Source organism: Microbacterium neimengense, from assembly GCF_054782995.1.
This window is the reverse complement of sequence record NZ_BAAGRK010000015.1, coordinates 1,011,489-1,037,735: the sequence shown is the minus strand read 5'-3', so window position 1 is coordinate 1,037,735 and position 26,247 is coordinate 1,011,489. Positions and strand designations below refer to the sequence as shown.

At 70.8% G+C, this 26,247-nt stretch carries 17 protein-coding genes; 4 read left to right on the top strand and 13 right to left on the bottom strand.

The window, feature by feature from the left end; all coding sequences use genetic code 11:
• Positions 1–16 precede the first annotated feature (16 nt).
• Genes ACYVJS_RS15610 through ACYVJS_RS15575 form a run of 8 tightly spaced genes read right to left on the bottom strand, consistent with a single transcriptional unit; the run spans position 17 to position 14,715 of the window.
• Positions 17–964, bottom strand: a complete 948-nt coding sequence (locus tag ACYVJS_RS15610; RefSeq protein WP_460740769.1) for a hypothetical protein — start codon at positions 962–964, stop codon at positions 17–19.
• Positions 961–1,908: an FHA domain-containing protein gene (locus ACYVJS_RS15605; RefSeq protein WP_460740768.1), complete on the bottom strand. Its 948-nt coding sequence runs from the start codon at positions 1,906–1,908 to the stop codon at positions 961–963. Before ACYVJS_RS15605 ends, ACYVJS_RS15610 begins: the two co-directional genes overlap by 4 nt.
• The gene (locus ACYVJS_RS15600; RefSeq protein ID WP_460740767.1) at positions 1,901–2,740 is read right to left on the bottom strand and encodes a PP2C family protein-serine/threonine phosphatase; all 840 of its coding nucleotides are present in this window, start codon (positions 2,738–2,740) and stop codon (positions 1,901–1,903) included. Before ACYVJS_RS15600 ends, ACYVJS_RS15605 begins: the two co-directional genes overlap by 8 nt.
• A complete protein-coding gene (locus ACYVJS_RS15595) occupies positions 2,737–5,238 on the bottom strand; it encodes a transglutaminase domain-containing protein (protein WP_460740766.1) in 2,502 nt (833 codons plus the stop codon). The genes ACYVJS_RS15600 and ACYVJS_RS15595 overlap by 4 nt, the downstream gene beginning before the upstream one ends.
• Entirely contained in the window at positions 5,235–6,599 is a 1,365-nt protein-coding gene (locus ACYVJS_RS15590; RefSeq protein WP_460740765.1) for a DUF58 domain-containing protein, read from the bottom strand. Before ACYVJS_RS15590 ends, ACYVJS_RS15595 begins: the two co-directional genes overlap by 4 nt.
• On the bottom strand, positions 6,596–7,561 hold the full coding sequence (locus ACYVJS_RS15585; protein WP_460740764.1) for an AAA family ATPase: 966 nt from the start codon (positions 7,559–7,561) through the stop codon (positions 6,596–6,598). Before ACYVJS_RS15585 ends, ACYVJS_RS15590 begins: the two co-directional genes overlap by 4 nt.
• Before the next feature lie 4 nt (positions 7,562–7,565).
• Positions 7,566–13,574 (bottom strand): Ig-like domain-containing protein, encoded by a 6,009-nt coding sequence (locus ACYVJS_RS15580; RefSeq protein ID WP_460740763.1) that lies wholly within the window; start codon positions 13,572–13,574, stop codon positions 7,566–7,568.
• Position 13,575: 1 nt separating this feature from the next.
• Positions 13,576–14,715, bottom strand: a complete 1,140-nt coding sequence (locus ACYVJS_RS15575; RefSeq protein WP_460740761.1) for a serine/threonine-protein kinase — start codon at positions 14,713–14,715, stop codon at positions 13,576–13,578.
• A 114-nt stretch (positions 14,716–14,829) separates the two neighbouring features.
• Between ACYVJS_RS15575 and ACYVJS_RS15570 the strand changes: the two genes are divergently transcribed.
• The 3 genes from ACYVJS_RS15570 to ACYVJS_RS15560 all read left to right on the top strand — a co-directional run bounded on the left by ACYVJS_RS15570 (position 14,830) and on the right by ACYVJS_RS15560 (position 17,565).
• Complete coding sequence (locus tag ACYVJS_RS15570) at positions 14,830–16,677, top strand: thioredoxin domain-containing protein (RefSeq protein WP_460740760.1); 1,848 nt, start codon at positions 14,830–14,832, stop codon at positions 16,675–16,677.
• A gap of 21 nt (positions 16,678–16,698) precedes the next feature.
• The gene (locus ACYVJS_RS15565) at positions 16,699–17,217 is read left to right on the top strand and encodes a MarR family winged helix-turn-helix transcriptional regulator (RefSeq protein WP_274285824.1); all 519 of its coding nucleotides are present in this window, start codon (positions 16,699–16,701) and stop codon (positions 17,215–17,217) included.
• Between the two features lie 93 nt (positions 17,218–17,310).
• Positions 17,311–17,565, top strand: a complete 255-nt coding sequence (locus ACYVJS_RS15560; protein ID WP_460740759.1) for a three-helix bundle dimerization domain-containing protein — start codon at positions 17,311–17,313, stop codon at positions 17,563–17,565.
• A 2-nt stretch (positions 17,566–17,567) separates the two neighbouring features.
• On the opposite strand, the gene ACYVJS_RS15555 is transcribed toward ACYVJS_RS15560, so the two are convergent.
• Positions 17,568–19,097, bottom strand: a complete 1,530-nt coding sequence (locus ACYVJS_RS15555; RefSeq protein ID WP_460740758.1) for a dolichyl-phosphate-mannose--protein mannosyltransferase — start codon at positions 19,095–19,097, stop codon at positions 17,568–17,570.
• Between the two features lie 23 nt (positions 19,098–19,120).
• Between ACYVJS_RS15555 and rsmI the strand changes: the two genes are divergently transcribed.
• Positions 19,121–19,939, top strand: coding sequence for a 16S rRNA (cytidine(1402)-2'-O)-methyltransferase (gene rsmI / locus ACYVJS_RS15550; protein WP_460740757.1), 819 nt, complete (start codon positions 19,121–19,123; stop codon positions 19,937–19,939).
• Positions 19,940–19,997: 58 nt separating this feature from the next.
• On the opposite strand, the gene ACYVJS_RS15545 is transcribed toward rsmI, so the two are convergent.
• The 4 genes from ACYVJS_RS15545 to ACYVJS_RS15530 all read right to left on the bottom strand — a co-directional run bounded on the left by ACYVJS_RS15545 (position 19,998) and on the right by ACYVJS_RS15530 (position 26,143).
• Positions 19,998–22,367 (bottom strand): glycosyl hydrolase 53 family protein, encoded by a 2,370-nt coding sequence (locus ACYVJS_RS15545; protein ID WP_460740756.1) that lies wholly within the window; start codon positions 22,365–22,367, stop codon positions 19,998–20,000.
• Between the two features lie 23 nt (positions 22,368–22,390).
• Entirely contained in the window at positions 22,391–23,260 is an 870-nt protein-coding gene (locus ACYVJS_RS15540) for a sugar ABC transporter permease (protein WP_460740755.1), read from the bottom strand.
• A complete protein-coding gene (locus ACYVJS_RS15535; RefSeq protein WP_460740753.1) occupies positions 23,260–24,864 on the bottom strand; it encodes an ABC transporter permease subunit in 1,605 nt (534 codons plus the stop codon). Before ACYVJS_RS15535 ends, ACYVJS_RS15540 begins: the two co-directional genes overlap by 1 nt.
• Before the next feature lie 61 nt (positions 24,865–24,925).
• Entirely contained in the window at positions 24,926–26,143 is a 1,218-nt protein-coding gene (locus ACYVJS_RS15530) for a sugar ABC transporter substrate-binding protein (protein ID WP_460740752.1), read from the bottom strand.
• Positions 26,144–26,247: the final 104 nt, after the last annotated feature.

The following is a 26,247-nucleotide window of genomic DNA, read 5'->3' as shown; positions in this document are numbered from 1 at the left end:
TAACCCGAGCAGGCGCTCAGATGCTCAGCAGCGTCGCAAGACCCACGATCGATCCGAGGAACACGACCGCGGACACGCTCGCGAGCACCGTCAGGCGGGTCCGTGTGGCACGTCGCCGGGCGATCCGCGCGGCGAGCCCGCCGTCGCCGATGTCGACGACCTGGGACGCGGAGGCGGTGGATGCCGGCGCGGCCGTGATCGTGGGCGTGCGGATCGCGTACCGCTCACGTGCGGGCGTCCGGTCGGTCTGGGCATCGGGTGCGAACGATGCGGTCTGAGCCGCGCCGCCTCGGCGTGCACGCGTGAGGCGCGGCGATGCACCCGCCTTCGTCCCCCGGGGCGACAGGCTCGTCGCGTCGTCGGCCACGGCGTCGCGCGGACGCAGCACCGTGTCGTCCGCATCCGCATCCGCATCCGCATCCGCGTTCGCCGGGCGGTCGCGGCGGCGCAGCAGCGTCGCGTCCTGAGGCTCGTCCCGGGGACGCAGGACGGTGTCGTCCGTGTCGAGCGCATCGATCGCCGAGGGCGAGCGCGGCGTGAGGATCGTGTGCTCGTCCTCGTCATCGTCGTCCACCGCGGAGACCGGCGTGGTACGGGGGACGACCACCGTCGCATCCGTCGTCGGAGCAGCCCTGCGCACCAGCAGGGTGCCGTCCTCCGCTTCGTCAGGGGGCGGCGCCTTCTCCGGCGACGGAGCCTCGACCGGACGCCGTACCAGCGCGGTGCGGTCGTCCACGTCTTCCGGCGCCACGGTCGGTGCGGCGGGCGCGCGGTCGACGATCACGGTCTCGTCGGCGGGCGCAGCCGGCGTCTCGCGGGACACGATGGCCGTCGCGTCGGTCGCCGCCGAGGCGGACGCGTTGCGTCGATCGCGCCGACTCACGAGCTGGGTGCTGTCCTCGGGCTGCTCGCTCTGATCCGGCCCTCGGCGCGAGAGGCGGGTGCTGTCGTCTGCGTCGGTCATGCGTCCCCCACGAAGCGGATGCGGGCGCCGCCGGCGAGCTCCGCACTCGCCCCCTCACGCACCTCTACCGCGCGGTCGGGGACGAGCAGTCTGGCGACACCGTCGGCGTCGATGACAGCCGTCCCACCCGGCGTTGCGAGGTCCTCGATCTGCACCCGCGTGCCGTCGGTCCAGATCTTCACGTGCGCACGCGAGACGTCGCGCGAGACGTCGCCGAGTGCCACCAGTGTCGGCAGGCCGTCGCCCTCCACGCGGGAGCTGCGCGGCCCGCGCCCGACCAGCAGCGTGCCGTGGATCGGCACTATGTCCCCTCCAGGCAGCTGGATGGCGCGTGGGGCCCGCGGGGTGCGAGGAGCGGGCTTGGGAGCGAGTGCGCTCGAACTCGTCACGACGGTCTCGTCATCGGCGGGCTCGGATGCGGCGGGCCGCGGTGCAGGGGCCGCGGCCGCGGCAGGTGGGGCGGCGGCAGGAACCGGAGGGCGCGACACGGCAGGCCGTCCGCGGAGCATGACGCCCGCAGCGCTCGTCGGTCCGACGCGCACGGGGCGCTCCGGCGTCGGGCCCAGATCGAACAGCTTCGGCTCCGCGTCGGGGGCACCCGCCCAAGCCCGCACCACCGATGCCGCCTCCACCTCGCGCCAGGTGTGGGCACCGACGCCGTCGACGCGCCACACGCGGCGGGAGCGGTCCTCGAAGCGGAGCACGAACTCGCCGCGAACGAACGCGGTCAGACGGTCGTCGTCCAGCGCGACCACGGCGAAGGCCGGCACTGCGGCGATGCCGTCGGCGAGCAGGGCGTCCAGGATCTCGGGTGTCCCGGGCATCGTGCCCGTCGACAGCACGCGTCGCGCAGCCGCCACCGCGGCCTCGCCCGCGACGATCACGGCGAGCGTATCGGTGGCGATGGCGGGCAGGGGCCCCTCGAACCAGGTCCGCTCAGCCACGGATCGGCCGCTCTCTTCGCGAGGTGATGGTGTCCACCTCGATGGGCTGCACCGCCGCCTGCTCGCTCGTCGCGAAGCCGCCCGTCACCTCATCGGCACGGGGAGCGAGCCCTCCGGATCGCACATCCACCACGACAGCGCTGATGTTGTCGCGGCCGCCGCGGGCGAGCGCCTGATCCACCAGCGCATACGCGGTCTGCTCGGCGGAGCCGCCGAGGCTGAGCCCGGCCAGCACCGCCTCGTCGCTCAGATCGTTCGACAGTCCGTCCGAGCACAGGAGCATGCGCTCGCCGGTAACGATGGGCGAGAGCCAGTAGTCGGCGGGGCTCTGGCTGTCGCCCACGGCGCGCGTGATGACGTTGCGACCGGGATAGGTGGACATCTCGGAGCGGCTGATCTTGCCCGCATCCACGAGCTCTTGCACGACCGAGTGATCGACCGTGAGCTGTTCGAGCGAGCTGCCCACGAGCCGGTACACCCGGGAGTCGCCGATGTTCACGACGAGCCACGCGTGCGATCCGTTCTGCACCACGGCGACCAGGGCCGCGAGTGTGGAGCCGGCGCCGCGAGCATGACGGCCCGCGACCTGTGACACGGCGGCGTGGGCCGACTCGACAGCGGTGACGACTTCCTCCGGCTGCACGTCATCGCGACCGACGAGGTGACGGAAGGCGTCTACGACCGCAGCGCTGGCGAGGTCTCCCGCGGCGTGGCCCCCCATGCCGTCGGCGACGAGGAACACGGGGTACTGCGCGAGCACCGAATCCTCGTTCAGCTTGCGTACGCGGCCGACGTCGGAGCGCGCTCCGGCCATGACGACGATCCCGCTCATGGTCGTCCCCTTCCATCTCGCGACGCAGCCTCGCGCAATCCGCGTGCGAACGAGCGTAGCGATAGCCGAGCCTTCCAGCGCGCCCACAGGCCGCCTGTGGACGCGAAACGTCGCCGTTCCTGGTCGATGAGCTCCCAGAACCGGGCCGACTCTTCTTCGGTGGTGGTCCCCGGGGCGAACACGGCGCGGTCGGCGAGTGCCGCCAGCGTGGCCGGGTCGGCCGTCTCCGCGTCGCTGACGGAGGCCGCGGTCTCCGATCGAGTGGCGGCGGGCGGGATGCGGTGGCCGTGATCGACGGCGGTGTCGAGGTACTCCTCCCAGCCGCCGACGACGCGGTCGACGGGATCGGCGGAGGAGCGCCGGGCCCGCCGACGCATGACCTTCGCCCAGAGCACCGCGATCGCGGGCATCAGGAGGATGAGGAGCGCGAAGATCGCGATGCCGGAGATTCGCAGTGTGGCCCACAGCCAGGCGAGGTCGACCGGGTCGGTCGGCTCGTCGCTCTGCGGGGGGCTGGCGTCGGCCGGGTCGGCTTCGGGAGGGAGGACCGTGTCCGCCTGCTCCGGCTCGACCGGGGTCATGTTCTGCGGGTCGCGACGCTGCTGGACGTCGGGCGAGAGCGGCACGCGGTGCTGCGGGGTCGTGTCGATCGCCGTCCAGGTGCCGTCCGCGTCGCGGACCTCGATCCACGCGGCCAGGTCGCCGCTCGTGCACGTGCCGTCCTCGCAGACCGGCAGATCCGCGTCGTCGCTGCTCAGACGCGTGCCGAGCACCACCCGCGCGGGAAAGCCCAGGTGATCCGCGATGAGGGCACCGGCTACGGCGAACTGCTCGTCGTCGCCGGCTGCGGACACGAGCAGCGAGTCATCGGTGCCGCCCGTCTCGTTCTGCTTCTTCAGCAGCTCGCTGAACAGGTCACCGATGCGGTCGGTGGAGTGCCCGCTGCGGCTGGGCTCGAACGTGTAGTCGCCGAGCTTCTGCGCCCACGCCGGGACTGTTCCGGGATCGAGCGTGAGCGCGTGCGAGAGGAGTCCCCGAGCCCGCAGGCGCGAGATCAGCTCGACCAGACCCGCGCCGCCCGAGGGCGCGTCCTGCGCGGTCACCCACTCCTCGAGGGATTCGGGGACGAAGGCCGGGTCGAAGGTGCCGGAACGGGACGGCGTCAGCGTCCCGGGGTCGCGCGGGGCGTCCGAGACCACGCCGGTCTGGGTGTAGCTGACGCCGGAGGCGAGCCCCGGGTCCGACAGCTCGACGCCCGTGGCGGAGTCCGGGTTGTAGAAGAAGCCGTCCGACAGGGCCGCCCGTGTCGATCCCGAGAAGTCGATCGAGGTGAGATCTCCCACCGCCGGCACCCAGATGCCCGTGTAGTCGCCGATCGTGAAGGTGGCGGAGGCCCGGTTGCCCGTGTCGGCCGGCAACGAGGCCGGCACCCGACGGAACTCCGTGCTGTCGGAGCGGCTTCCCGTCTGCGGGTCGGTCGCGCGCATGACCCGGCCGTCGTAGTAGCTCAGGGTCGCGAGACGCACGCGATCGACCCCCGAGTCGGCGGCGACCGTGAACAGCACGTCGTCGAACCTCTCGTCGGAGAACGCGGCACGGTAGTCGGCGAGCGGGCTCAGCGTCTGACGCACCTTCAGCACGGGGTCGACCGCGGTACGCAGCACGTCGCGGGAGGAGCCCGCCACCGCCCAGGGCGCGAGCGCCAGACCCAGAGTCAGGGCGATGACCAGCATTCCGGCGGCGAGGGCGATGCGGCTGCCGAGCGTGCGCGTCACACGGACGGAGGAGCGCACGCCGCTCGCCGTTCGGGCGACGCGCAGGGCGACTCGGCGCGTGTGGACGTTGCGCCAGACGTACCACGCGAAGCCGGTGAGCAGAGCGCCGAGTCCGATCGCTGCTTCCCAGACCCCGTCCAGCTCCCAGAACCCGATGCGCCAGGAGCCGTCGACGGCGCTCGATCCGAACAGCACGCCGAACGCGGTGATCATAAGCGCGAGCGGCGCCGCGAGCACCCAGAATCTGCTCGCGCGCAGCGCCAGGAGCAGCGCCAGCGTGCCGAGAGCGAGCATCAGGAAGAAGGGGAGTGCGAGGGTCGCCTGGTACACCCCGAGCGGCAGCTCGAGCGTCAGCAGGTTCTTCCACCCCGTTACCGGTGCGCTCACGACGCCCCAGACGCCCGGCAGGATCGTCGCGGGGTCGGTGATCATCGTCGGCGCGGCCACGGGAACACCCACGACGACGTAGGCGCCCGCGGTGATGAGCGTGAGCTGCCACCAGCGCAGTGGCCGCCAGACGGCGAGCAGAGCGATGCCGGTGGCGATCACGATCGCCACCGCGGCGGCGAGGACGAACCAGCCGCTGCGGTAGATCGCCCACGCGGATGCCGCGCCGATCGCCAGGAGGGCGTCGATGAAGGCGATGTTGCCGATGAGGAACGCGATGTCGCGGTCGGCGCGGCGCGGTCGGCGCGTCCGCGTGCGTGCGGCGGGGGCGCTCATGACTGTGCGCTCCGCGCGAGGATGTGGCGCAGGTCTTCGAGCAGACCCACCGTCACGACCGAGGCACCGCCGATCGTGCGGAAGCCGGGCTCCGCCGCAGGGTCGCAGACGATGGCGGCGACGCCGGTGTCGGCGGGAAAGGCGAGAGCGGCGTGCTGCAGCATCCGCAGCGTCGGGGTGGATCCGCAGATGAGGAATCCGACCGAGACGTCGCGGTGCGCCTCCACCGCCAGGCTCGCCACGTCGCGGAGCCCCGTGATGCGCTCGCCCTTCTCGACGCCAGCGAGCTCGTCGAGAAGCGTCCTGGCGGTGATGGTCACGAGGTCGCGGGAGGAGCGCACGGCACGGCGCGCGAACTCGGGCACCTCGCCGCCCACCACGACGGAGACGTCGCGTCCGTCACGGATGCCGCGCACACCGAGCGATGCGGCGGCGCTGACGGCGAGCTCGAACTCCTCGTCGTCCGCGTAATCCTCTTCCCCCGTCGCCAGCACGATCACCATCCGCGAGCGGCGGGACTCCTCGTACTGTCGCACCATGAGCGTCCCGGTCTTCGCCGTGGACTTCCAGTGGATCTGTCGCTGCGAGTCGCCGGGGGCGTACTCGCGGATCGCGTGGAACGAGATGTCGGCATCGACGACGAGCGAGGAGGGGTTGCCCTCGAGATCCTTGATGAAGCCGGTCGCCGTACTCGGGATCGCGGTCGTCACGGGGTGGACGTAGAGCGTGTGTATGTCCTCCCAGACGACTTCGCGGCGGAGGATGCCGAGCGGGTCGCCGCGGACCGCGCGGGCGGGGCCGATGTCCAGCACGCCGCGGCGCAGTCCAGGGATCGTGAGTTGCTCGTCGTGCGCGGCCTCGTGGCGCAGCAGCGGGATCGCGACGTCGACGAGACCCTCGCCGACGGGCACGTCGACGCGGCCGGGGAGGGCGACTCCCTTCCCGACGTTGACGACGCGCAGGGACAGGGCCACCTCGCTGCCGGCGACGACACGATCGTGGGCAAGACCCAGACTCACACGGTAGGCGCGCGCACCGAACAGGAACGGTGCCGCGCACAGCACGAGAACGGCGGCGACGGCGCCGGCTAGGACGAACTCGATCCAGCCGAACACGATGCCGAGGCTCAGACCGATCGCGGCCGCTCCGATGAGCAGCCATCCTCCCGCGGTGACGGTGTCGCCGACGGCGCCGGCGCTGCGGGCCGCGGCTCGTCGCACGCGCCGCCAGAAGCGGATGCCGCCGACGACGATGACGGTCGTAGAACGCGAGGTGTCGTAGCGCGTGCGGGTGCTCCCGGCGGTCGACGTCGAGGTGGATGTCGAGCCGATCCGGGTGATGCGGGAGGAGGAGTCGGTCACGCCGACTCGCGCTGCGTCGGGGGAGCGACGTCGAGCATGACCTGACCGATCACCGCGCCGGCGGTCACGCCGTCGAACTCCGCCTCGGGGTCGAGGATGAGGCGGTGGGCCAGCACGGGCTCGGCGAGGGCCTTGACGTCGTCGGGGGTCACGTAGCCGCGGCCGTGGGCGAGAGCCCAGGTGCGGGAAGCGCGGGTGAGCGCGAGCGCACCGCGCACGCTGACACCCAGACGTACCTGCGCGGCCTGGCGCGTCGCCTCGATCACGCGCGCGATGTAGTCGAGCACGAGCGGGTTGAGGTACGCGTCCTGGGCGATCTGGCTGAGGGTCTGCACGGCCTCGGGCGTGATGACCGCGCCCACCTCGCGCTTCCCGGCGGCGCTGCCCTCCAGGATCCGCACGGTGGCGGCGTGATCGGGGTAGCCGAGCGACGTCTTCATGAGGAACCGGTCGAGCTGGGCTTCCGGCAGACGGTACGTGCCCGCCTGCTCGACGGGGTTCTGGGTTGCCACAACGAGGAACGGGCTGCCCACCCGCCTCGAAACGCCGTCGACCGTGACCTGCCCCTCCTCCATGACCTCCAGCAGCGCCGACTGGGTCTTGGGGCTGGCACGGTTGATCTCGTCCGCGAGGACGATGTTGGCGAAGATCGGGCCCGAGTGGAACTCGAACTCACCGCGCTTCTGGTCGTACACGGTGATACCCGTGACGTCGCCCGGGAGCAAGTCGGGCGTGAACTGGATGCGGGAGCTCGTGCCCTGCACGCTCTCGCCCATCGCGCGCGCGAGCGAGGTCTTGCCCGTGCCGGGGAAGTCCTCCAGCAGCAGATGCCCCCGCGAGACGAGTGCGGTGAAGGCGAGCTCGATGACGTGCCGCTTGCCGAGCACCACCTGCTCGACGTTCTCCACGAGCGCGGAGAAGGTCTCCTGGAACCAGGCGGTCTGTTCTGGGGTGACGGTCATCGGTTCAGCCTCCGGAGCCGGGGTTGTTGTTGGCGGGCGGGTTCGGGTCGGTGCACTCGGCGGTGACAGAGAACGAATCGGTGCCGTACTGCGCGCCGCCCGAGGTGTTCCAGACGAAGTTGATTCTCGCCTCCACGCGCTCGGCGCCCGCGGGGACGAGGCGCGGGTTGTCGGGGTTGGACTCCACCGTCGTCCACCCGATCCCGAGGGCGCCGCGCTTGCTGTACTTGATGTTGTCGATCGTTGCCGACCCGAGCGAGCTGGGGGACTGCCCGAATCCGAAGCTGAGCTCCGAGCCGACCTTGCAGGAGCGGATCTGGGGGTCCGAGACCGAGGTCTGGACCGCGCGGGTCGCGTCCGCCGGCTTCGCGGATGTCGCGGGCGTGCAGCGCTCGTTGTTGGATCCGCGCAGGCAGTACTTGGCCGTGATGTCGCCCTCCTTGCCCGGGTCCGCCGGGAAGCCGGAGATGACCGGCGTGGAGTCGTAGTCATTGCTGGGACGCGGCGAGACCGAGAGGCCGTTCTGCGGGATGAAGTAGCGCACGGCGCTGGAGGACGCGTCCTTGGAGATTGAATAGGTCACCGACTCCGGGCCGGCGCTCGGCTGCTCCCAGGCCCAGCCCGAGGCCGTGCCCGCCGTGACTGCGCCGTACCCGTTGCCCACGCACGCGGACACCGTGTAGTGCTGATTCTGCGCGAGGCCGTCGATGCGTGTGCTTGTGGAGGACTCGCCGCCGCGGACCGAGGCTCCCGTGAGCACGCCGTCGCCGTCGACGTTGCAGTCGAAGCCGCCCCAGTCCTGATAGGCGACGTAGATGACCTTTGTCGGGAGCGCGCTGCTGTTGCGGTCCACGTCGACGGCGGACACCGTGAGCGCGTCCTTCGCCTCGGCGGTGACGCTGATCCCGCCCGCACGGGGCGATCCCGCGACCTGCACGCCCACGTTCTTGGTCTGTCCGACCGATCCGCTGCCGTCCGGCGCCGAGTTCGCGCTGTTGGCGGTGACGGTGATGGTCGCCTGCCCGACCGGCAGCGTGACCGTCAGCTCGGTCGTGTCGCCGCCCGAGCGCGGCACATCGCTGTTCGCTCCCGTGACGGAGTAGGTGCGCACCTCGGGATCGACGTTCTGGATGCGGATCTTCACCGCGCCCGCGTCGCTGGTGGTGCGCTGCCGGTCGAAGATCGGATCCGCGGTGACGTTGCCGACGGCGGGCTGGCGATACGCCCAGGCCTGCACGGTCACGCCCGTGCGGGACTCGCCGACCGTGTTGAACGCGCGAGCCTCGTACGTGCGGCGGTCGCCGTTGCTGGAGACCTGGAACGGTTCGCACGCCCCGGCGGCGGAGCACGTCGTCACCTGCTGGCCGCCCTGCAGGATGTGGAACCCCTGGAGTGCGGGGTAGGCGTTGCCCGCGGCGCCGGGATCGACGCGCAGCGTGATCGTGCGATCGCCGAAACCGACCTGCGTGACGCTGTTGGGCGCCTTGGGATATCCCTGCAGGTCGAGCGTCACCTGGCCGTTGCGGTCGCCCGCGGACTGGCGTCCTTGCGCGTCCTCGACCGTGAAGCTCACCGTGCAGCGCGTGCCGTCGGCATCCGGCGACCAGTTCGCCTGGATGGCTGTGGAGCTGGCGACGCCGAACGAGACGCCGGCGCAGCTGCCGCCCGCGGCGCCGCCGACGGCGACGAGCTTGAGCGGTGTGCCGGGAAGCGGGTTGATCTCTCCGCCCTGACCGATCACGTTGATCGTGCAGCCGTTGCCCGAGGACTGCAAGCACGACTGGGTGAGCGTCGCGCCCTTCGGCAGCGTCGAGGGAGCCGGGCCCACCTGAAGGGCGAGGGTGGCGGGGCGCACGTCGCGGTGGCTGGGCAGGGTGACGGTGACCGGCTCCTGACGGCCCGGGCGCGCGGCGTCACGGGCCGTGACGGTCACCTGCGAGCCGGAGGTCTCGACCGTGAACTGATCACCTGCGTAGGAGACGGCGTAGCGCAGCGCCCCCCAGTCCTCGGTTCCCGCCCAGGTCGTCATGTCACGCAGCTCGAACGTCGCGGAGGAGCCGGGGCTCACGGTGAGGGAGGCGGCGCGCAGCTCGGGCTGCGGGTCCTCCGCGATGACGTCGACGCGAATCGTCAGGTAGGTGTAGGTGTCTTGTCCGACCAGGCGCACCGGGACGACGCAGCTGTCGGTCCAGGGCGCGCCGGCGCCGGCGGAGTAACGCACGGTCGTACCGGACACGAGTGCGCACGTGGCTTCCGCGCGCCCGCCGCCGGCGGCCACGCGGGACCCGTCGATCTCGATCTCGGCGTTCGGCGGCAACGCGACGGCGCGGCTGAGGTCGACGTCGACCGTGCCGCGCTCGTCGACCTGCACCGACGTCGCGGACGAACGCAGGCTCAACTGCAGATCCTTGGTACCTGGGACCTTGAGGAAGCCGTACGAGGTCACCTCGCTGCCGTCGAAGGCCGTGCCGGTCACCTGGAACGGGATGAGCTCGGTCTTGTCGGGCAGGCGGCCCGAGATCTTGCGGCCGTCGACCGAGACGCCGTCGGGTTCGCCCCACAGGGACAGCTTCAGCGTCCCGACGTCGCCCGCGTTCCAGGACACCTTGCCGCTGAGCACGTCGACGCCGTCGGGAAAGTCCTCGCGCGTCTCGACGGTGAGAGTCGTGTCGCGCACCGAGGGGTAGTCGGGCACGGGGTCGCGGACGACCTTGAGCACGATGAGGCCGATCGCGGTGTCGCCCTGTGCGTTGCGCACCGTGTACGCGAACGAGTAGGTGCCGAGCTGCGTGCCGGCCTTCAGCCGCACCTCGCTGTCCTTCACCCCCTGCATCATGGCGTCCATCGCGCGGTACTCCTCGGAGCCCACATCCGCGTTCGGACGCACATCGATCACCTCGAGGGTCGTGCCAGAGGGATCGAGATCGTTGTCGGCGGGACGGACGACGGCTTCGGAGTCGGCGCCTGCCTGCACCTGCACATAGTCGCTGTAGGTCACAGGGGCCGGGTTCGATTCGGCATCCAGCACGCCGACGCGTACCTCGCCCACGCCCACCGCGCCGAGAGTGTCCCTGACCTGGTAGGTGAAGGAGACCTGGCCCTTGTCGCCGGGTGAGCTCGTGTAGAGGATGGCATCGCCCTCGGGCGAGATCGCGGCCGAGCCGCGATCCGGTTGCGCCGTGATGCGATCCAGCGTCACCGCGTCGCCGTCGGGGTCGATCGCGTACCGGTCGAACGGGATCGAGACGGTCGCGCCGCTGAGCACGCGCCCGACGAGGGTGCGGGGAACCGGCGCTGCGTTCGAGTCCTCGGGCAGGACCGTGACGGTCACCTTGGCGGTGTCGGTCATGTCGGGGAAGCCCATGCGGTAGATCGTGTAGCCGAGCGTGTAGGTGCCAGGCTCGCCGGGCGCGAGGTAGCGCAGCAGGCGCCCCGTCGCGAACGCGAGACCTGTGTTCGACTCGTTCGTGATGGTCGAGGGGTCGATGGCGAACTGGGCGCCCGCCGGTGCCGTGTCGTTGTCCAGGACGGGGATGTCGATCTGCGCGCCGGCGCGCACGGTGACGGCGTCGTCGACGGCGATGGGCGGCTCCGCCGTCGGCGAGGGAAGCAGGACGACGGTCGTCTCGCCGGTCGTGGTGGTGGCGCCGTTCCCGGTCCCGTCGGAGACCGTGTAGGTCACCACGCCGAGCGTTCCCGGCTGCGCGTTGTCGGTGGAACCGGCGACACGGAGCATGCTCTGACCGACCAGATCGACGCTCAGCGATGCGCTCGGGTCGGGGGCGACCACGACGTCGCTGGCCAGCAGCACGAGCCCGGCGGGGTTCGACACGGGCGAGATGACGTCGATCGTCGCGTCCTCGCCGGGACGGACGAAGGCCGTCAGGGGAGGAGTGGAGATCTGCGTGGCGGCGGGATCGACGATCGTCACCCTGACGGTGCCGGTCGCCTCGGCCAGCGCGTCGGCGACGGTGTACTGCACGAGGTACGAGCCCGGATTCGCGGCGGTGAACACGAAGGTGCCCGCGACGCCGTTCACCGAGATCTGCGCCGCCGCATCCGTGATGGAGTTCGCGCTGCGCATCGTGATGGCGCCGTTGACGCCGGTCACGTGCGGGCGCACGTCGATCGTGGTCGGCGCACCGATGGTTCCCACCGCCGCGAACGACGCGGCAGTCAGTTGCGGGCTCGGGGTGATCGCGATCTCGAGCGGCTTCTCGGTCGAGGAGCCCCTGGCGTCGGTGACGGTCACGAGAATCGTGACCGACTGGGCGTCGGTCTGGTTCGGATTGGGGTGCTGGAAGGTGATGGTGCCCTGCGGGTCGAGTGCCACAGAGCCGATGCCGCTCTGATTCACCGCGGAGGAGATGTAGATCGGGTCGCCGTCGGGGTCGACCCATCCCTCGAGGACGTTGACCGAGACGGTTCCGCCCGGCACCACCTGCGGGGTCGGCCAGGTGGCCAGACACGCCTCCACGCCGCACCAGACGGGGGCGGAGTTCTGGCCGGGGTCCGACACGGTGAGGGTGACGGTCGCCGGTTGGGAGGTGAGACCGTCGGTGGTCGTCCCGTCCGTGATGCGGTACCGGAAGGTCGCCGATCCAGTCGCCTCGGGGGAGATCCGAACGACGAGCTCCTGCTCCTGGTTCGAGATCGAGACGGTTCCGAACGCGGGGTCGAGGCCCTCGACGGATGCGGCGACGATGCTCAGCACGTCCTCGTTCGGATCGTGGTCGTTGAGCAGGACGGGCAGCACGGCGCTGCGGCCGGCGCGCACACCGAATGCGTCGTCGACGGCGACGGGGGGCTTCGGATCGATCACGCGCTCGGCCTGGATGTCCTCCTGCTGCTGGGTGGGCACGTCCTGGTCGGAGTCCCACTGCTGCGAGGACGGCACGAGAGCGCCGTTCGGAAGCGTCCACACCCAGCCCGAGCGCGTCTCGTTCAAGATCATGCGCGATCCGTTGCTCAGGAACTCCGGCGCGACTTCGTCGCCGAGCGAACCTCCGGCATAGTCCAGGTCGCTCTGTCCCGCATCCGAGGTCCACAGCGTGCCCTGGGGCTGGCTGTTGGGCAGCCAGGCCGCGTACATCACGCCCTTCGCCTCCGCCGGAGCCGCCGGGGTGCCCTGCGCGGCGTCCATGACGCGCTCGGGTCCCGAGCCGTCGAGCGGGACGGAGACGAGTCCGGTGGTGTCGGCGACGTAGACCTCGTCGCGCGCCGAGCCCGACTTCTGGAGGACACCGCCGATCGTCCCGGTGTCGAGGGGCTGATCGCGTCCGCGCAGCCACAGGCGTCCCGAGTCCGGCTCGAGCAGAGCCCAGGTCGTGCCGACGGCGCTCAGCGTCGCGGATGCGGGGGCGTCGGACACCGCATCCGAGCCCTCGATCTTGCCGGTGCGCGCATCGGCACGCAGCACGCGTTCCTCCTCGGACGAGTACGCGTAGACGATGCCGTCGACCCCGACAGCAACGCTGTCGGAGACGAACACGGGCCGTTCCTCGCCCTCGGCGACCTGCGTCTGGGCGTACGGGTCGATGGGCACAGTGCTGCTCGGAGAGGCGAGCGAGCCGGCGAAGACAGCGCCGTTGTCGGTGCGGTAGGCGATGGTGTCACCGGTGGAGACGACATCGACCGTGCCGGGCGGGGTGTTCTGGAACGCGTCCTCCGCGTCGGCGTTGAGATCGGCGGGCATCGCCATGTCGACGTCCGCGAAGCGGGTGTCGCCCTCGGCGTAGACGAGCAGACGGTTCGCGTTCTGCACGAGTGCGCTGGGGTTCTCGACCTGCTTGACGGTGTCGATCTCGCCGACGGTCGTGTTCACCCGGGCATAGCGCCGACCCTCGCCGGACTGCATAGCCCAGATCGTGCCGTCGTCGGGCGGGGTCTGCTGTGCGTCGAAGCCCGGCCACACGACGGCGAGCGTCGTCACGATGGCGAGCACGGCGGCGACAGAACCGCCGATGATCCAACCGCGGCGGTCGGCGAGGGGGGTGCGTGGGGCCTCTGCCATCTCAGGCTCCTCCGAGAACGAGGACGGTCACGAGCACGGCTGCCGCAGCGACCAGGGCAGCGCCGCCCACGAGCAGTGCGATCATCCCGCCGGATAGTCCGCGACCGCGCGGCGATGCTCCGGCGAGGACCGTGCCCTCGTCGGGACGACGGCTACCGCGCTCGCGTGCGCGCTCCGGCCTGCGCGATTCGTACTGCACGCGCGGGCGCACCGGGCCGCGAGCGCGATCATCGGCGAAGTTCACGGGGGTGCCGGCGGAGGCCCATTCATCCACGGCCACCTCCATCGGAGTGTGCGGCAGGCCGAGCTCGTGCTGGATGAGCTGAAGTTCATACGCGAACTGAGCGGCCGAGGAGTGACGGCCGGCGGGGTCGCGGTTCATCGAGCGCGACAGCACGGCCTCGAGGCTCGCCGGGACGTCGGCCCGGCCGATGGGGGTGTAGGCGGCGCGGCGGATGCGGGACTTGAGCTGGTCGCGACCGTTCTGGCCGCTGCCGGGGCGCTCGAAGGGGCTGCGTCCTGCCAGCAGCGAGTACACGGTGGCGCCCAGCGCCCACACCTCGGCGGGTACGGAGCCGGCGATGCGCTCGTCGATGATCTCGGGCGCGCTCCACGGCACGGACATGGCGAACACTTCGTCATCGCCGCGTCCGCCCACGGCGGTCGCGATGCCGAAGTCGGCGAGGACGGGAGCGCCGAAGGCCGTCACCAGAAGGTTCGAGGGCTTGATGTCGCGGTGGAGCAGCCCCGAGCGGTGCGCCGTCTCCAACGCGGAGCCGATCCGGATGCCGGCCTGGAGCACCTCTGCCAGCGGGATCTCCTCCCGCCGGTAGCGCGAGCCGAGGGATCCGGGACAGTACTCCATGACCAGGTAGGGGCGCCCGTCGGACGAGATGCTCGCCTGGTAGATCGTGAGGATCGACGGATGCGCGCTCAAGCGCGCCATGACGTCGGCTTCTGCGTTGAACATGCGCAGCAGACCTTCGTCGACGATGTCCTCGAGGAGGACTTTGACGGCGACCGGACGGCGCGGCATGTCCTGCTCGAACAGGAAGACGTCGGCGAAACCACCCGTGCCGAGAGGGCGGACGTAGGTGAAGCCGGGAAGAACGGGCGGTGCCGCGGGCAATCTCTGCGCCACCGGGGTCCCCCTCTCCGCGTACGACGTGCACACCCGACGTACGCGCGGGACTCTGCCGAACCTTCCTATCACAGCGTCGGTAGCGCATCCGACTCGGAAACCTACGCTTGACACATGTCCTCCGAACTGTCGCGCGCGGCGAGCCCCTACCTCCGTCAACACGCGGAGCAGCCGGTGGCGTGGCACGCGTGGGGTGAGAGCGCGTTCGCCGAAGCGCGCCGGCGCGACGTTCCGGTCATGGTCTCGATCGGCTACGCCACGTGCCACTGGTGCCACGTCATGGCGGCGGAGTCCTTCTCCGACCCCGACATCGCGGCGCGTCTGAACCGGAGCGTGGTCTCGGTCAAGGTGGACCGCGAGGAGCATCCCGAGGTGGATGCGGTGTTCCTCGCCGCGGCGGCGGCATTCACCCCGCATCTCGGCTGGCCGCTGACCGTGTTCACGACGCCGGAGGGCAAGCCCTTCTTCGCCGGCACGTACTGGCCGCCGACGGCGCGGGGCGCGCTTCCCGGATTCGTCGACGTCATCGACGCCGTCGACCAGGCGTGGCGCGAACGCCGGGAGGCGGTGGCCGAGACCTCGGACGCACTGCAACGGGCGCTCGATGCGGCGGCGCGCGAGCGCGGCGACGAGGCACTCGACCCCGCATGGCCCACCGCCGAGGTCCGCGCACAGCTCGCCGCGCGCATCGCGGCGCGCGAGGACCCCGAGTTCGGTGGGTTCGCTCCGGCGGGAGCGGACGCGGCGACTCCGAAGTTCCCGGTGTGGCCGGTGCTGCGTTTCCTGCAGACGGAGCCCGATGAGACAGCGGCGCAGCTCGCCGCGCGAACCCTCGACCGTATGGCCCGCTCGCCGCTGCGCGACGCGGACGGCGGGTTCTTCCGGTATGCCACACGACGCGACTGGAGCGTGCCCCACTACGAGCGCATGCTGACGGACAACGCCGGCCTCATCCAGGTCGCCCTCGCCGCGGGGCGCGCCGACATCGCATCCGCCGCGGCGGGATTCCTCGTCGACACCCTTCAGCTGCCCTCCGGCGGCTTCGCCGCCGCGCAGGACTCCGAGTCATGGATCGACGGCGAGCGCAGCGAAGGAGGGTTCTATCTGCGCCCCCTCGACCAACGGAGCACGCTGGAGCCGCCGCGCATCGACGACAAGCTCGTCAGCGGCTGGAACGGTCTGGCCGTCGCGGCGCTCGCCGCGACGGGGGCCCGCCTGGGCCGCGAGGAGTTCGTGAGCGCAGCCGTGCGCGCCGCCCTGGCCGTCGAGGAGTCGAACCTCGCCGACGACGGGACTCTGCGCCGCGCCTCGCTCGACGAGATCGTCTCGGGCGCGCCGGCGACGCTCGAGGACTACGGCGCTGTCGCCCAAGGGCTCGCGGTGCTCGCGATGGCGACAGGGCGTGTCGCCTATGCCGTAGAGGCGCGCCGGCTCGTCGACCTGTGCTGGCCCACGGAGGAGGCGGCGGTCGTGCCCGGCGGACGCGACACGGTGCTGGCGGCTCTCGGAGCGCCTGCGGTCGACGACGCCGACACCGACCGGCCGTCGGGGGCGGCATCGCTCGCCGAAGCCTCCCTCACGCTGTGGCGTCTGGGGGCGGGGGAGCGGTACCGGCGCCGGGCCGGCACGATCGTGGCGGCGCGCGCGACACGCGCCGTCGAGGATCCGTTCTCGCACGCCGCCGTGCTGCGCGTCGCAGCGCTCCTGGAGAGCGCCGGTCGCCAGATCGTGGTGGTCGCCGACAGCGACGACCATCCGCTGGCCCGTGCCGCCCACGCGACAGGGGCCGATGTCGTCGTTCGGGTGAGTGAGGCGGATGCGGCGGGGTGGTCCGAGGCGGGCTTTTCGCTGTTCACCGCTCGCACGGCCGCCGACGGACGGGCCACGGCGTACGACTGCCGCGAGTTCGTGTGCGGCCTGCCCATCCACGACGCGAGCGGCTTTGCCGCGCCGGTGGCGTGAAGTCGTCCTATCATCGAGAGCATGCCAGAGCTGGAGGAGCCGCACAGCGGCTACTGGTACGCCGACGACGACGAGTCGCGCAAGCGCCGAGCGGTCGATCTGCTGCAGGCGTTCCGGGTGTACCGCGCCGCGGAGGTCGCCATGAGACGGCGCACGCGCGAGGCGATGTCGATGGGCGAGAACGATCTCCTCGTGCTGCGCTACCTGCTGCGCGCGCAGCAGCGCGGCGAGCGCGTCTCGCCGGGTGAGTTGGCCCGCTACCTCGGGGTCTCCACCGCCTCCATGACGGCGATGGTCGACCGGCTGGAGAAGTCCGGGCACGTGCGGCGCGAGCGGCACGAGACCGATCGCCGCAGCATCTGGGTCGTTCCGACGGTCGATAGCGACGAGGAAGTGCGCCGCACTCTCGGTGACATGCACGAGCGGATGATGGATGCCGTCATCGACATGTCTGCGGATGATATGCGGATCGTCATGGAGTGCCTGGGCCGGCTGCAGGCCGCGGTCGACCAGGTCGACGCCCATTCCACCGTCGGCTGAGCGACCCATATGGCTCGCCGCGAGTCTTGCTCGTCAGGCTAGCTACCCGCTCGGACGGCCCGTGATACGCCCGCCGGTGACAGCATGGGGACCATGACCCTTTCATCCGACGCCGTCGGTGAGCGCGACACGACCCATATGGTCGATGGCTGGCTGCTCACTTCGTACGCCGGTGTGGTCGCGCGGCTGCAGGCCCGCTATCCGCTGCTTCGCCTCGCGGAGATCGAGGCGATCGTCGCGAGGGAGTACGACGCCTTCACGGGCGGGCGGCCGATCGCGGTCCCCGTCGATGTGGAGTCCGGTGCCGAGGAGATCCTGCAGATGTACTCCGAAGAACAGGGCGCCTGACCTCAGATCCAGGTCGGCAGCCAGTTGTGCAGCCGCCAGAACTCGTAGGGCACCGGCATCGCCGTCCACACCGGGTACCAGAACGCGGACAGCACGATGCAGGCCACGAGGAACACGGTGACCACCCGCTGGCCAGCGATACGGCGATCGGCATCCGCCGAGCCCGCGATGCGTCGAGCCGCGAGAGCGATGGCGATCACGAGGAACGGCAGCATCACAACCGTGTAGAACTGGAAGATCGTGCGCTCGGGGTAGAGCAGCCACGGCACGTAGGTCGCGGCGAGGGCCATGAGCACGAATGCCGCCTGGGCGTCGCGGGTGCGGACGAACCGGTAGAGCAGATAGAGCGCTGCGGCGATCCCCGCCCACCAGATCAGCGGGTTCGGGATGCTGGAGACGGCTTGGACGGTGTCGCCGCTCTGGTGCCAGTACATCGACGTCGGGCGCACGAGCAGCGGCCACTGCCAGGCGGGGCTCTGGTAGCCGTGAGGCGTCGTGAGCCCCACGTGGAACGCGTAGATCGCCTCGTGGTAGCGCCAGAGGCTCGCGAGCGCTCCGCCGAGACCCTCGGATGCGGCCGCGCGCCCGTATCCGCCCGCGCTGGCCAGCCAGCCTGTCCACGAGGCCAGATACACGATCGCCGCGACCGGCACCAGCAGCACGAACGCCGCCGCGCCCTGGCGCACCGCATCCAGCGGCCACTGCACGATGCCGAGTCGGCGCCGGGCGAGCGCGTCGGTGACGAGGACGTACAGCCCGAGGGCTGCGAGGACGTACAGGCCCGACCACTTGACGGCCGTCGCGGCACCGACGGCCGCTCCCGCGGCGACGAGCCACGGCCGGCTCCAGAACACCGGCCCCCACCCCGGGCCGGCCGCACCCTCCTCGCGCGCCGGGAGTGCCCGCTGCAGACGCTCCAGGTGCGTGCGGCGATCGAGAAGGACGAACCAGAAGCCCAGCGCCACGAACAGCGCGAGGATGCCGTCCAGGAGCGCGATGCGGCTGAGCACGATGGCGAGGCCGTCGATGGCCATCAGGCCGCCGGCGATCGCGGCGACGGCCGTCGAACCGGTCAGAGTGCGGGCGATCACGTAGACGACGAGCACGGTGAGGGTCCCCGCCGTGGCCACCGCCACCCGCCACCCGACCGAATCGCCGGGGCCGAAGAGCCACATCCCCAGCCCGATGAGCCATTTGGCCAGCGGCGGATGTACGGAGAAGCTGCCCGTCACCAGCGGGGCGGGGACGTCGCCCTGGGCGAAAAGGGCGTCGGTACCCTCGGGCCAATTGGCCGTGTAGCCCAGCAGCCACTGCGACCACGCATCCTTCACGTAGTACGTCTCGTCGAAGACCAACGACGACGGCGTCCCGAGGTTCGCGAAGCGCAGGATCCCGGCGACCAGCGTCAGCAGGACGGGTGTCCACACCTGCACGCGGCGGTCGAGGACGCGGGAGCCGCGGATGCGGTCGGAGAACGCGTCGAACGCCGAGCGGCGCGGCGCGGGCGCAGTCGGCGGGGCGGTCGAGGTCACGCCCTCCACCTTATGCTGGGGCCGTGATCATCCTTGCGGCGACTCCGATCGGAAACCTCGGGGACGCCACCCGCCGGCTCGTCGAGGCACTGGAAGCCGCCACCGTGATCGCGGCCGAGGACACTCGAACGACGCAGCGGCTGCTCGCGGGTCTCGGCGTCGCCAACCGCCCGCAACTGATCGCCCTGCACGACCACAACGAGAAGCAGCGTGCCGCGGAGCTGGCGCGACGCGCGGCGACCGAGGACGTGCTCGTGCTCAGCGACGCCGGCATGCCCACGGTCAGCGACCCGGGGTACGGGCTCGTGGCGGAAGCCGTGGCACAGGGCGTCGAGGTGATCGCGCTGCCCGGGCCGTCCGCCGTGCTGACCGCTCTCGCGGTCTCGGGTCTTCCCACCGACCGCTTCGCCTTCGAGGGCTTCGTGCCGCGCAAGCAGGGCGAGCGGCGGGCGATGTTCGCCCGGTTGGCGGCCGAGGAACGCACGCTGGTCTTCTTCGAAGCGCCCACCCGCCTCGCCGACACCCTCGCGGATCTGGCCGACGCGTTCGGCGCCGACCGCCCCGCATCCGTCTCGCGAGAGCTGACCAAGCTCTACGAGCAGACCGTGCGCGGCCCGCTCTCGGAGCTCGTGACCTGGGCCGCCGACGGCGTGCGCGGCGAGCTCGTCATCGTCGTCGGCGGAGCGGAGCGCGCCCGCGTCGCCTTCCCCGACGCCGTCACGCAGGTGCTGGAGATCGTCCGCACCGGAGTTCGCCTCAAGGATGCGGCCGGTGAGGTCGCCGAGGCGACGGGTCACTCTTCGCGCGAGCTCTACCAGGCGGCGCTCGCCGTTCGCGGCTGACGCGCCCGCCCGGCCGGACGCCGACTCCGCACCGCGGGGTGGGAGCCGGCGCCTCGGCTCACCGTCGCCGCGGGCGCCGATGCCGGGTGAGCAGCGCGAGGCCGACCGCGAACACGAGTGTCGCCGCGACGAAGAGCGCGACCGGCGCCTCCCGGCCGGTGTGGGCGAGTGCGCCGGGAGCGGAGGTCGTGTCGCTCTGCGGGGCGGCCGTCGCTGGGTCGGCGGGGCCTGGCGTGGGGTTCGTCCCCGGTGTCTCGAGCAACGTCAAGGCGTCGAGCGCCGCGGAGAGCAGAGCAGTCGCCGCATCGACGCGCTCCTGGGAGGGGGACTGCGCGCCGCCGAGGAATCGCGCGATCTCCATGGCCTCGTCGACCGCGGCGAGGGATGCGGGTGTGTACCGGGGCCGGTCCAGTGCCTCGGCGCGGGCAATCAACGTCGTGAGCGGCGTGAGATCCGCGGCCGCGTCGAGCACGCGCTCCAGCTGCAGGTCGTCGATGGTTCCCCAGGACCCCTGCGCGAGGTCTCCGGCGACCCGCACGGTGATCGTCGCCCCCTCGGTCACCGTGAGGGTGTCCGTCGTCGGGGTCGACCAGTTGCGCCATCCGCCGAGCACGAACGGAGCGGACTCCTCCTGCGCTCCCGACGAGACCACGAGACGCACCGTGTCGCTGAGCTGGCCGCCGCCCTGAAGGGCCCCGGTGGCGCGGTAGGTGCCGGCAGGCACCGGGCCCACGGACTGCTCGAGCGTGAAGGCGAAGCGATCCGCCGAGTAGAAGTGCGCGGATCGTGATCCGGTCCGCGGGTCGTCCCACGCGCCCACCGTGAGACCGGTGCCCGCCGCTCGCCACATAGACGTGTCGTCGTCCTCGAAGCCGGGGTTCGCGAGCAGGTTCGCCGAGGTCACCGTGACCGTTGCCCGCGTCGACAGACCCGCGGAGGTCGTGCCGCGGAACACGTACGTCCCCGGCCCCGACACCCACTCGGTGCCGGGCGTCCACGTGACGAGCTGTTCCTCGGTGCTCAGGTCGTTGTACGAGACCGTGACCGTGGCGGGCAACGTGATCTCTTCACCGCCGGCCACCGTCAGCGCGGGGGAGGCGACGGCGGTGACCTCGCGAGGGGCGACGGCGCCGGTACGGGCGTACGAGAACACGTTCAGCGACTCCAGCGGTGTGCCGTCGTGGGCGAACAGGGCCTGGTTGTCCCAGGCGGAGCCTCCGTAGTGGACACCCGCGTCGTTCGGGTCGTACTCTCCGGCGTAGCTTGCCGCCCAGCCGGAGCCGTCTCTTTCCCAGAGGGTGGCGTTCTGCGCCGCCGCCTCCGGCGGGCCGACCGGCAGCCAGGCGGGCTCCCAGTAGTACACGCCGAGCCCGGCCGCACCCACATCCGAGACGGCCTGGATGACGTCGCGCACCGCGAGCGCCTGTCCCTGCACGCTCACCGGGTAGTTCGTCGCCTCGCCGGGAAGGTCGATCACGTTGGTGTGACCGTCGCCGTCCTCCAGCGTGTACGCCCAGCTGGTCTCCGCGACGATGACGTCCTTGCCGTAGGTGTCGGCGACCTGCGTCAGCACGCTCGTCAGGTTCTGCAGGGTGCCGTGCCAGAACGGGTAGTAGGACGAGGCGAAGACGTCGTAGTCGACGTCGCGGTCGTCGAGCTGCTTCGCGATGTTCGCATAGCTGCCGGGCCGCTCCGGATTGGTGAAGTGCAGTGCGACGAGGGCGTCGGGGAGGACCTCTCGCACGGCGGCGGAGCCGGCGGAGAAGATCTGCGCCATGTCGTCCCACCCGCTGACGCCGGCGACACCGCTCGTGGTCTCGTTGCCGATCTGCACCATCCGCACGTCCACCTCGGCCGCTTCGAAGGCCGTGAGTGCGTCGGCGGTGAACGCCCGGGTCGCCGCTGCCTTGTCGGCGACGTTCAACGCCGCCCATGCCTTCGGGGCCTTCTGCTTCGCGGGGTCCGCCCAGAAGTCGGAGTAGTGGAAGTCCACGAGGACCCGGAGTCCCGCATCGGTCGCCCGCTCACCGATCTCGATCGCGCGCGCGACGTCGACGGTGCCGCCGCCGTAGCCGTTGCCGGCGGCGTCGAAGGGGTCGTTCCAGACACGCACGCGCACGTCGGTGACGTCGGCATCGGCGAGCACATCGAACAGGTCGGCGGGCTGACCCGCCGTGTCGCGGAAGACGACGCCCGATTCCTCCAGGGCGATGACGGAGGACACGTCGACGCCGTTGATGAAGTCGGGTGAAAGGTCGTCGACTCGGGGCACGGTGATGCCCGCCGCGACCGGTTGGTCCGCCGCGACGGCGGGGGTCGCGACGAGCACGCCCGCCGCGGCGACGCCGAGCGCGCCCGCCGCGGCGACGCCGAGCGCGGTCGCCGCGGCGGCGGATCGGAGGAGGGAACGACGGATGCGGCGCTGCATGAGTGTCCTTTCTTGCGGGCGGGTCAGCCCTTGACGGAGCCCTGGGTCAGCCCGCCCACGATGAATCGCTGCAGCGAGAGGAACAGGGCGAGCACGGGGATGGCGGCGATGACGGCGCCGGCGGCGAACAGACCCCATCTGGAGGCGAGCTGATTGGAGACCCACTGGTACATGCCGACGGCGAGCGTCCAGTTGTCTTCGCTGGTGAGCACGATCTTCGCGAGGATGTAGTCGCCGAACGCGGTGATGAACGCGAGGAGCGCGACGACCGCCAGGATCGGGGTGACGAGCGGGATGATGAGGCGCCAGAAGATCTGGGCGTGCGTCGCGCCGTCGATCTTCGCCGACTCGTCGATCTCGATCGGGATGGTGTTGAAGAAGCCGTACATGAGGAACGTGTTCGCGCCCAGCGCGCCGCCGAGATAGACGCAGATGAGGGCGAGCTTCGAGTTCAGCCCCAGCGCCGGCACGATCTCGCCGATGGCGAGGAGCATCAGGAAGATCGCGACGAACGCGAGAGCCTGCGGGAACATCTGCACGATCAGCAGCGACGTGAGGCTCACGCGCCGGCCGCGGAAACGGAACCGCGAGAACGCGTAGGCGGCCGACGCGCCCATGATCACGGCGCCCACGGCCGACACGCCGCCCACGAGGAGCGTGTTGCCGACCCACGTCCAGTAGCTGGTCGCACCCAGAGCCGCGAAGTTCGACAGGTCGAAGGCGCTGAACAGGTTGTTGGAACCGGAGAGCGTTCCGCGCGGGTTGAGCGCCGCGGACAGCACGTACACCAGCGGGAAGACCGCGTAGAAGACGACGATCGCGGCGAAGAAGTACTTCCAGCCGACCTCGAGCCACCAGCGGCGGCGACGGATGCGGGTGCGTGCCGTGGACATCACTGGAACTCCTCGAGCTTGCGGGTCTGGCGGAAGGCGATGGCGGAGATGATCCCCACGACGATGAAGACGATGATCGAGAGGGCGCTGGCCAGGCCGTAGTCGGCGGCACCGCCGGCGACGCCGGAGACGCGGTAGATGGCCGAGATGAGGATGTCGGTCGATCCGAGCGTGTAGGGCGCACCGGGTATCGCGGGTCCGCCCGCGTTGAACATGTAGATGACGGTGAAGTTGTTGAAGCTGAACGCGAAGGAGGAGATCGCCAGCGGCGCGGTCGACACGAGCAGCAGCGGCAGCACGATCGAGCGGAACTGGCGCCACCGGCCGGCGCCGTCGATAGAGGCGGCCTCCAAGGTGTCGGAGGGCAGCGCCTGGAGCGCGCCGGTGCACACGAGGAACCAGTACGGGAAGCTGAGCCACACGTTCACCCACAGCACCGCCGCTTTGGCCAGCCAGGGATCTCCCAGCCAGTTGATCTGGCTGCCGAAGAAGAACAGGTCGTTGATGACGCCGAATTCGGCGTTGAACATGCCGCGGAACAGCAGAGCGGACATGAAGGCGGGGAAGGCGTAGGGGAGGATGATGAGCGTGCGCAGGTACTTGCGGGCTCGCACGCGCGGGTCGTTGAAGACGAGCGCGAAGACGAGCCCGAGGCCGAAGCTGATGACGACCGAGCCGGCCGCGAAGGCGAACGTCCACCCGGTCACCGACAGCAGTGGGCCGGCGAGCGAGGGGTCGGTGAACACCCTCAGGAAGTTGTCGAAGCCCACGTTGACGTACCAGCCCGCGGGAAGCCGCGTGCCGTCGTCGGCGATGAAGCTCCCGATCGTGTCGTCCGCGGTGTAGACCGTGCCGTTCACCGTGTCGGTGATGGTGCCCGCATCCGCGTCCCACACCATCGTCGGGGTGTAGAGCACCCCGGTGGAGCCGTCGCGGGTGCGGATCGAGCCGTCGTTGGGGTCGTCGGAGAACGGGACCCGCAGCGCCTCGATCGTGCTCTGAAGCTCCTGGTCGGTGATGACCTGGGTGCGGGGGATCACCGTCCACCCGTCCACGGATGCGGGCGCCTGGCCCGCGGGGGCGGTCCCGGCATCCGCCAGCGGCGACTCGGCGCTGCCGACCCGGACGTCGCCGTCGTCGTTGATGGCCAGGCCGTACTCGCCGAAGCGTTCGACGACCGACAGCGGATAGGTTTCGGATCCCTCGATGCGCCGCTCACCCTGGATGAGGGCGGCGTCCACGGCCTGCTCCTGGGACCCTGCGTGACCGGTGCCGTAGTTGGTGAAAGCGATGTAGGCCGTGTAGCCGAAGACGAACACCTGGAAGACGAGCAGGAACACGAGTCCCGGCATCAGGTACTTCAGCGGCAGCGCACGCTTGGTGAAGTAGACGATGTCCGCGGCGATCACGAGCGCCGCGGTGACGCCGAGCAGGATCCACGACTGGGCCGAGAAGGCCGAGAGGATCGCCATGATCCCGAGGGCGTTGATCAGGCCCATCACGATGAGCTTGACGATGAACCCCCACCCGATGCCGCGCCACGAGCGGGCGTGCGACTCCCTCGGGGGTCTCGAGGGCGGGGTGAGAACCTGCGGCTGCGCCATGTGTGTCGTCTCCTGTTCGACGCCACGAGCGGGGCGGGCCACAGGGCCCGCCCCGTCGCGGTCAACCCGCGAGGGTGCCCTGAAGGTCGGTGATCATCTTGTTCCAGGTGCCGGACGGGTCGGCGCCGCTGATGATCTGCGACTCTGCCGCGTTCCAGAAGTCCCAGACGGAGCCCATCTCGGGGATCGAGGGCATCGGCACGCCGTTCTGCGACGATGCGAGAAAGCCCGCGATGATCGGGTCGCTCGCGACCTCCTCGGCGAGGCTGCTCCAGGCCGGGATGCGGGGGTCGGCCTCGTAGAGCGCGCGCTGCGCGTCCTCGGTGCCGAGGTAGTTCACGAGGAACTCCTGGGCGAGCAGCGCGTTCTTGCTCTGCGAGCTCAGGTAGAAGCCCTGCACGCCCACGAAGGGCGCGGCGGGCTGGCCGCCCGCGGAGGGGATGGGGTTCACGGCGACGTTGACGTCGGGGAAGGAGCTGATCGCCCAGGGGCCCTGCACCGTGTACGGCGCCTTGCCGGAGGCGAACAGTTCGTTGTTGATGTCGTAGTCGATCGTGGTCGACAGGTAGCCGGTGCCGGCGGAGCCGTTGGCGTGCAGCCACTGGGCGAATGCCTCGCCGGACGCCCCGCCCATGCCGACCTCGTTCGTGTACGAGCCGCTCGAGTCCTGTACGAACACGGGCGCACCGAACGAGGTCTGGAACCCGTACATCGTGTAGCCGTCGCCGGTCTCGCCGGCCGTGTTGATGACGAAGGGACGCTCGGTGCCCGCGGCCAGCCCCTTCTGGATCATCTCGTCCCAGGTGGCGGGGGCGTCGGCGCCGACGAGGTCGACGTTCTGCACGAGCGCGACCGTCTCGAGCGAGTAGGGAAGCGCGTAGAGCTGGCCGTCGTAGGTCATCGCCTCGATCGCGACCGGCTCGAACTCGGACGCCTTGTCGCCCAGGTCGATCGTGTCGACGACGCCCGCCGCGACGAGCGCGCCGAGCCAGTCGTGGGAGCCGACGGTGATGTCGGGGCCTTCGCCGGTAGGCACCTGCGAGATGAAGTCGTTGCGGAGGTCCTCGAAGTTCTTCTGCACGAGGGTGACCTTCGCGCCCGTCTCCTCCTCGAACGCCTTCGCTGCCGCCGTGATGGCGGCCTCGCGTTCCTGGTCGGTCCAGATGACGAGCTCGGCCGACGAGTCGGCGGTCTGCTCGGCGGTTCCGCCGCCGGAGCAGCCGGCCAGCAGCAGCGCGGATGCGGCGGCAGCGACGCCGATTCCGATGATCTTGCGCATGTGACGTGTTCCTTTCAGAACGGTGGTCGAGGATGCGCGCCTTCGTCGACGTCGCATCGTCACGACCGGATGGGGAAGCGTCCGTCCGTTGACGGACGCCGAGG

What these genes read in the sequence shown, in the direction of transcription:
- ACYVJS_RS15530 (WP_460740752.1), bottom strand. Translation starts at nt 26,143, where the DNA reads ATGCGCAAGATCATCGGAATCGGCGTCGCTGCCGCCGCATCCGCGCTG.
- ACYVJS_RS15560 (WP_460740759.1), top strand. Translation starts at nt 17,311, where the DNA reads ATGACCCTTTCATCCGACGCCGTCGGTGAGCGCGACACGACCCATATG.
- ACYVJS_RS15570 (WP_460740760.1), top strand. Translation starts at nt 14,830, where the DNA reads ATGTCCTCCGAACTGTCGCGCGCGGCGAGCCCCTACCTCCGTCAACAC.
- ACYVJS_RS15565 (WP_274285824.1), top strand. Translation starts at nt 16,699, where the DNA reads ATGCCAGAGCTGGAGGAGCCGCACAGCGGCTACTGGTACGCCGACGAC.
- ACYVJS_RS15610 (WP_460740769.1), bottom strand. Translation starts at nt 964, where the DNA reads ATGACCGACGCAGACGACAGCACCCGCCTCTCGCGCCGAGGGCCGGAT.
- ACYVJS_RS15540 (WP_460740755.1), bottom strand. Translation starts at nt 23,260, where the DNA reads ATGTCCACGGCACGCACCCGCATCCGTCGCCGCCGCTGGTGGCTCGAG.
- ACYVJS_RS15535 (WP_460740753.1), bottom strand. Translation starts at nt 24,864, where the DNA reads ATGGCGCAGCCGCAGGTTCTCACCCCGCCCTCGAGACCCCCGAGGGAG.
- ACYVJS_RS15580 (WP_460740763.1), bottom strand. Translation starts at nt 13,574, where the DNA reads ATGGCAGAGGCCCCACGCACCCCCCTCGCCGACCGCCGCGGTTGGATC.
- ACYVJS_RS15595 (WP_460740766.1), bottom strand. Translation starts at nt 5,238, where the DNA reads ATGAGCGCCCCCGCCGCACGCACGCGGACGCGCCGACCGCGCCGCGCC.
- ACYVJS_RS15545 (WP_460740756.1), bottom strand. Translation starts at nt 22,367, where the DNA reads ATGCAGCGCCGCATCCGTCGTTCCCTCCTCCGATCCGCCGCCGCGGCG.
- ACYVJS_RS15585 (WP_460740764.1), bottom strand. Translation starts at nt 7,561, where the DNA reads ATGACCGTCACCCCAGAACAGACCGCCTGGTTCCAGGAGACCTTCTCC.
- ACYVJS_RS15600 (WP_460740767.1), bottom strand. Translation starts at nt 2,740, where the DNA reads ATGAGCGGGATCGTCGTCATGGCCGGAGCGCGCTCCGACGTCGGCCGC.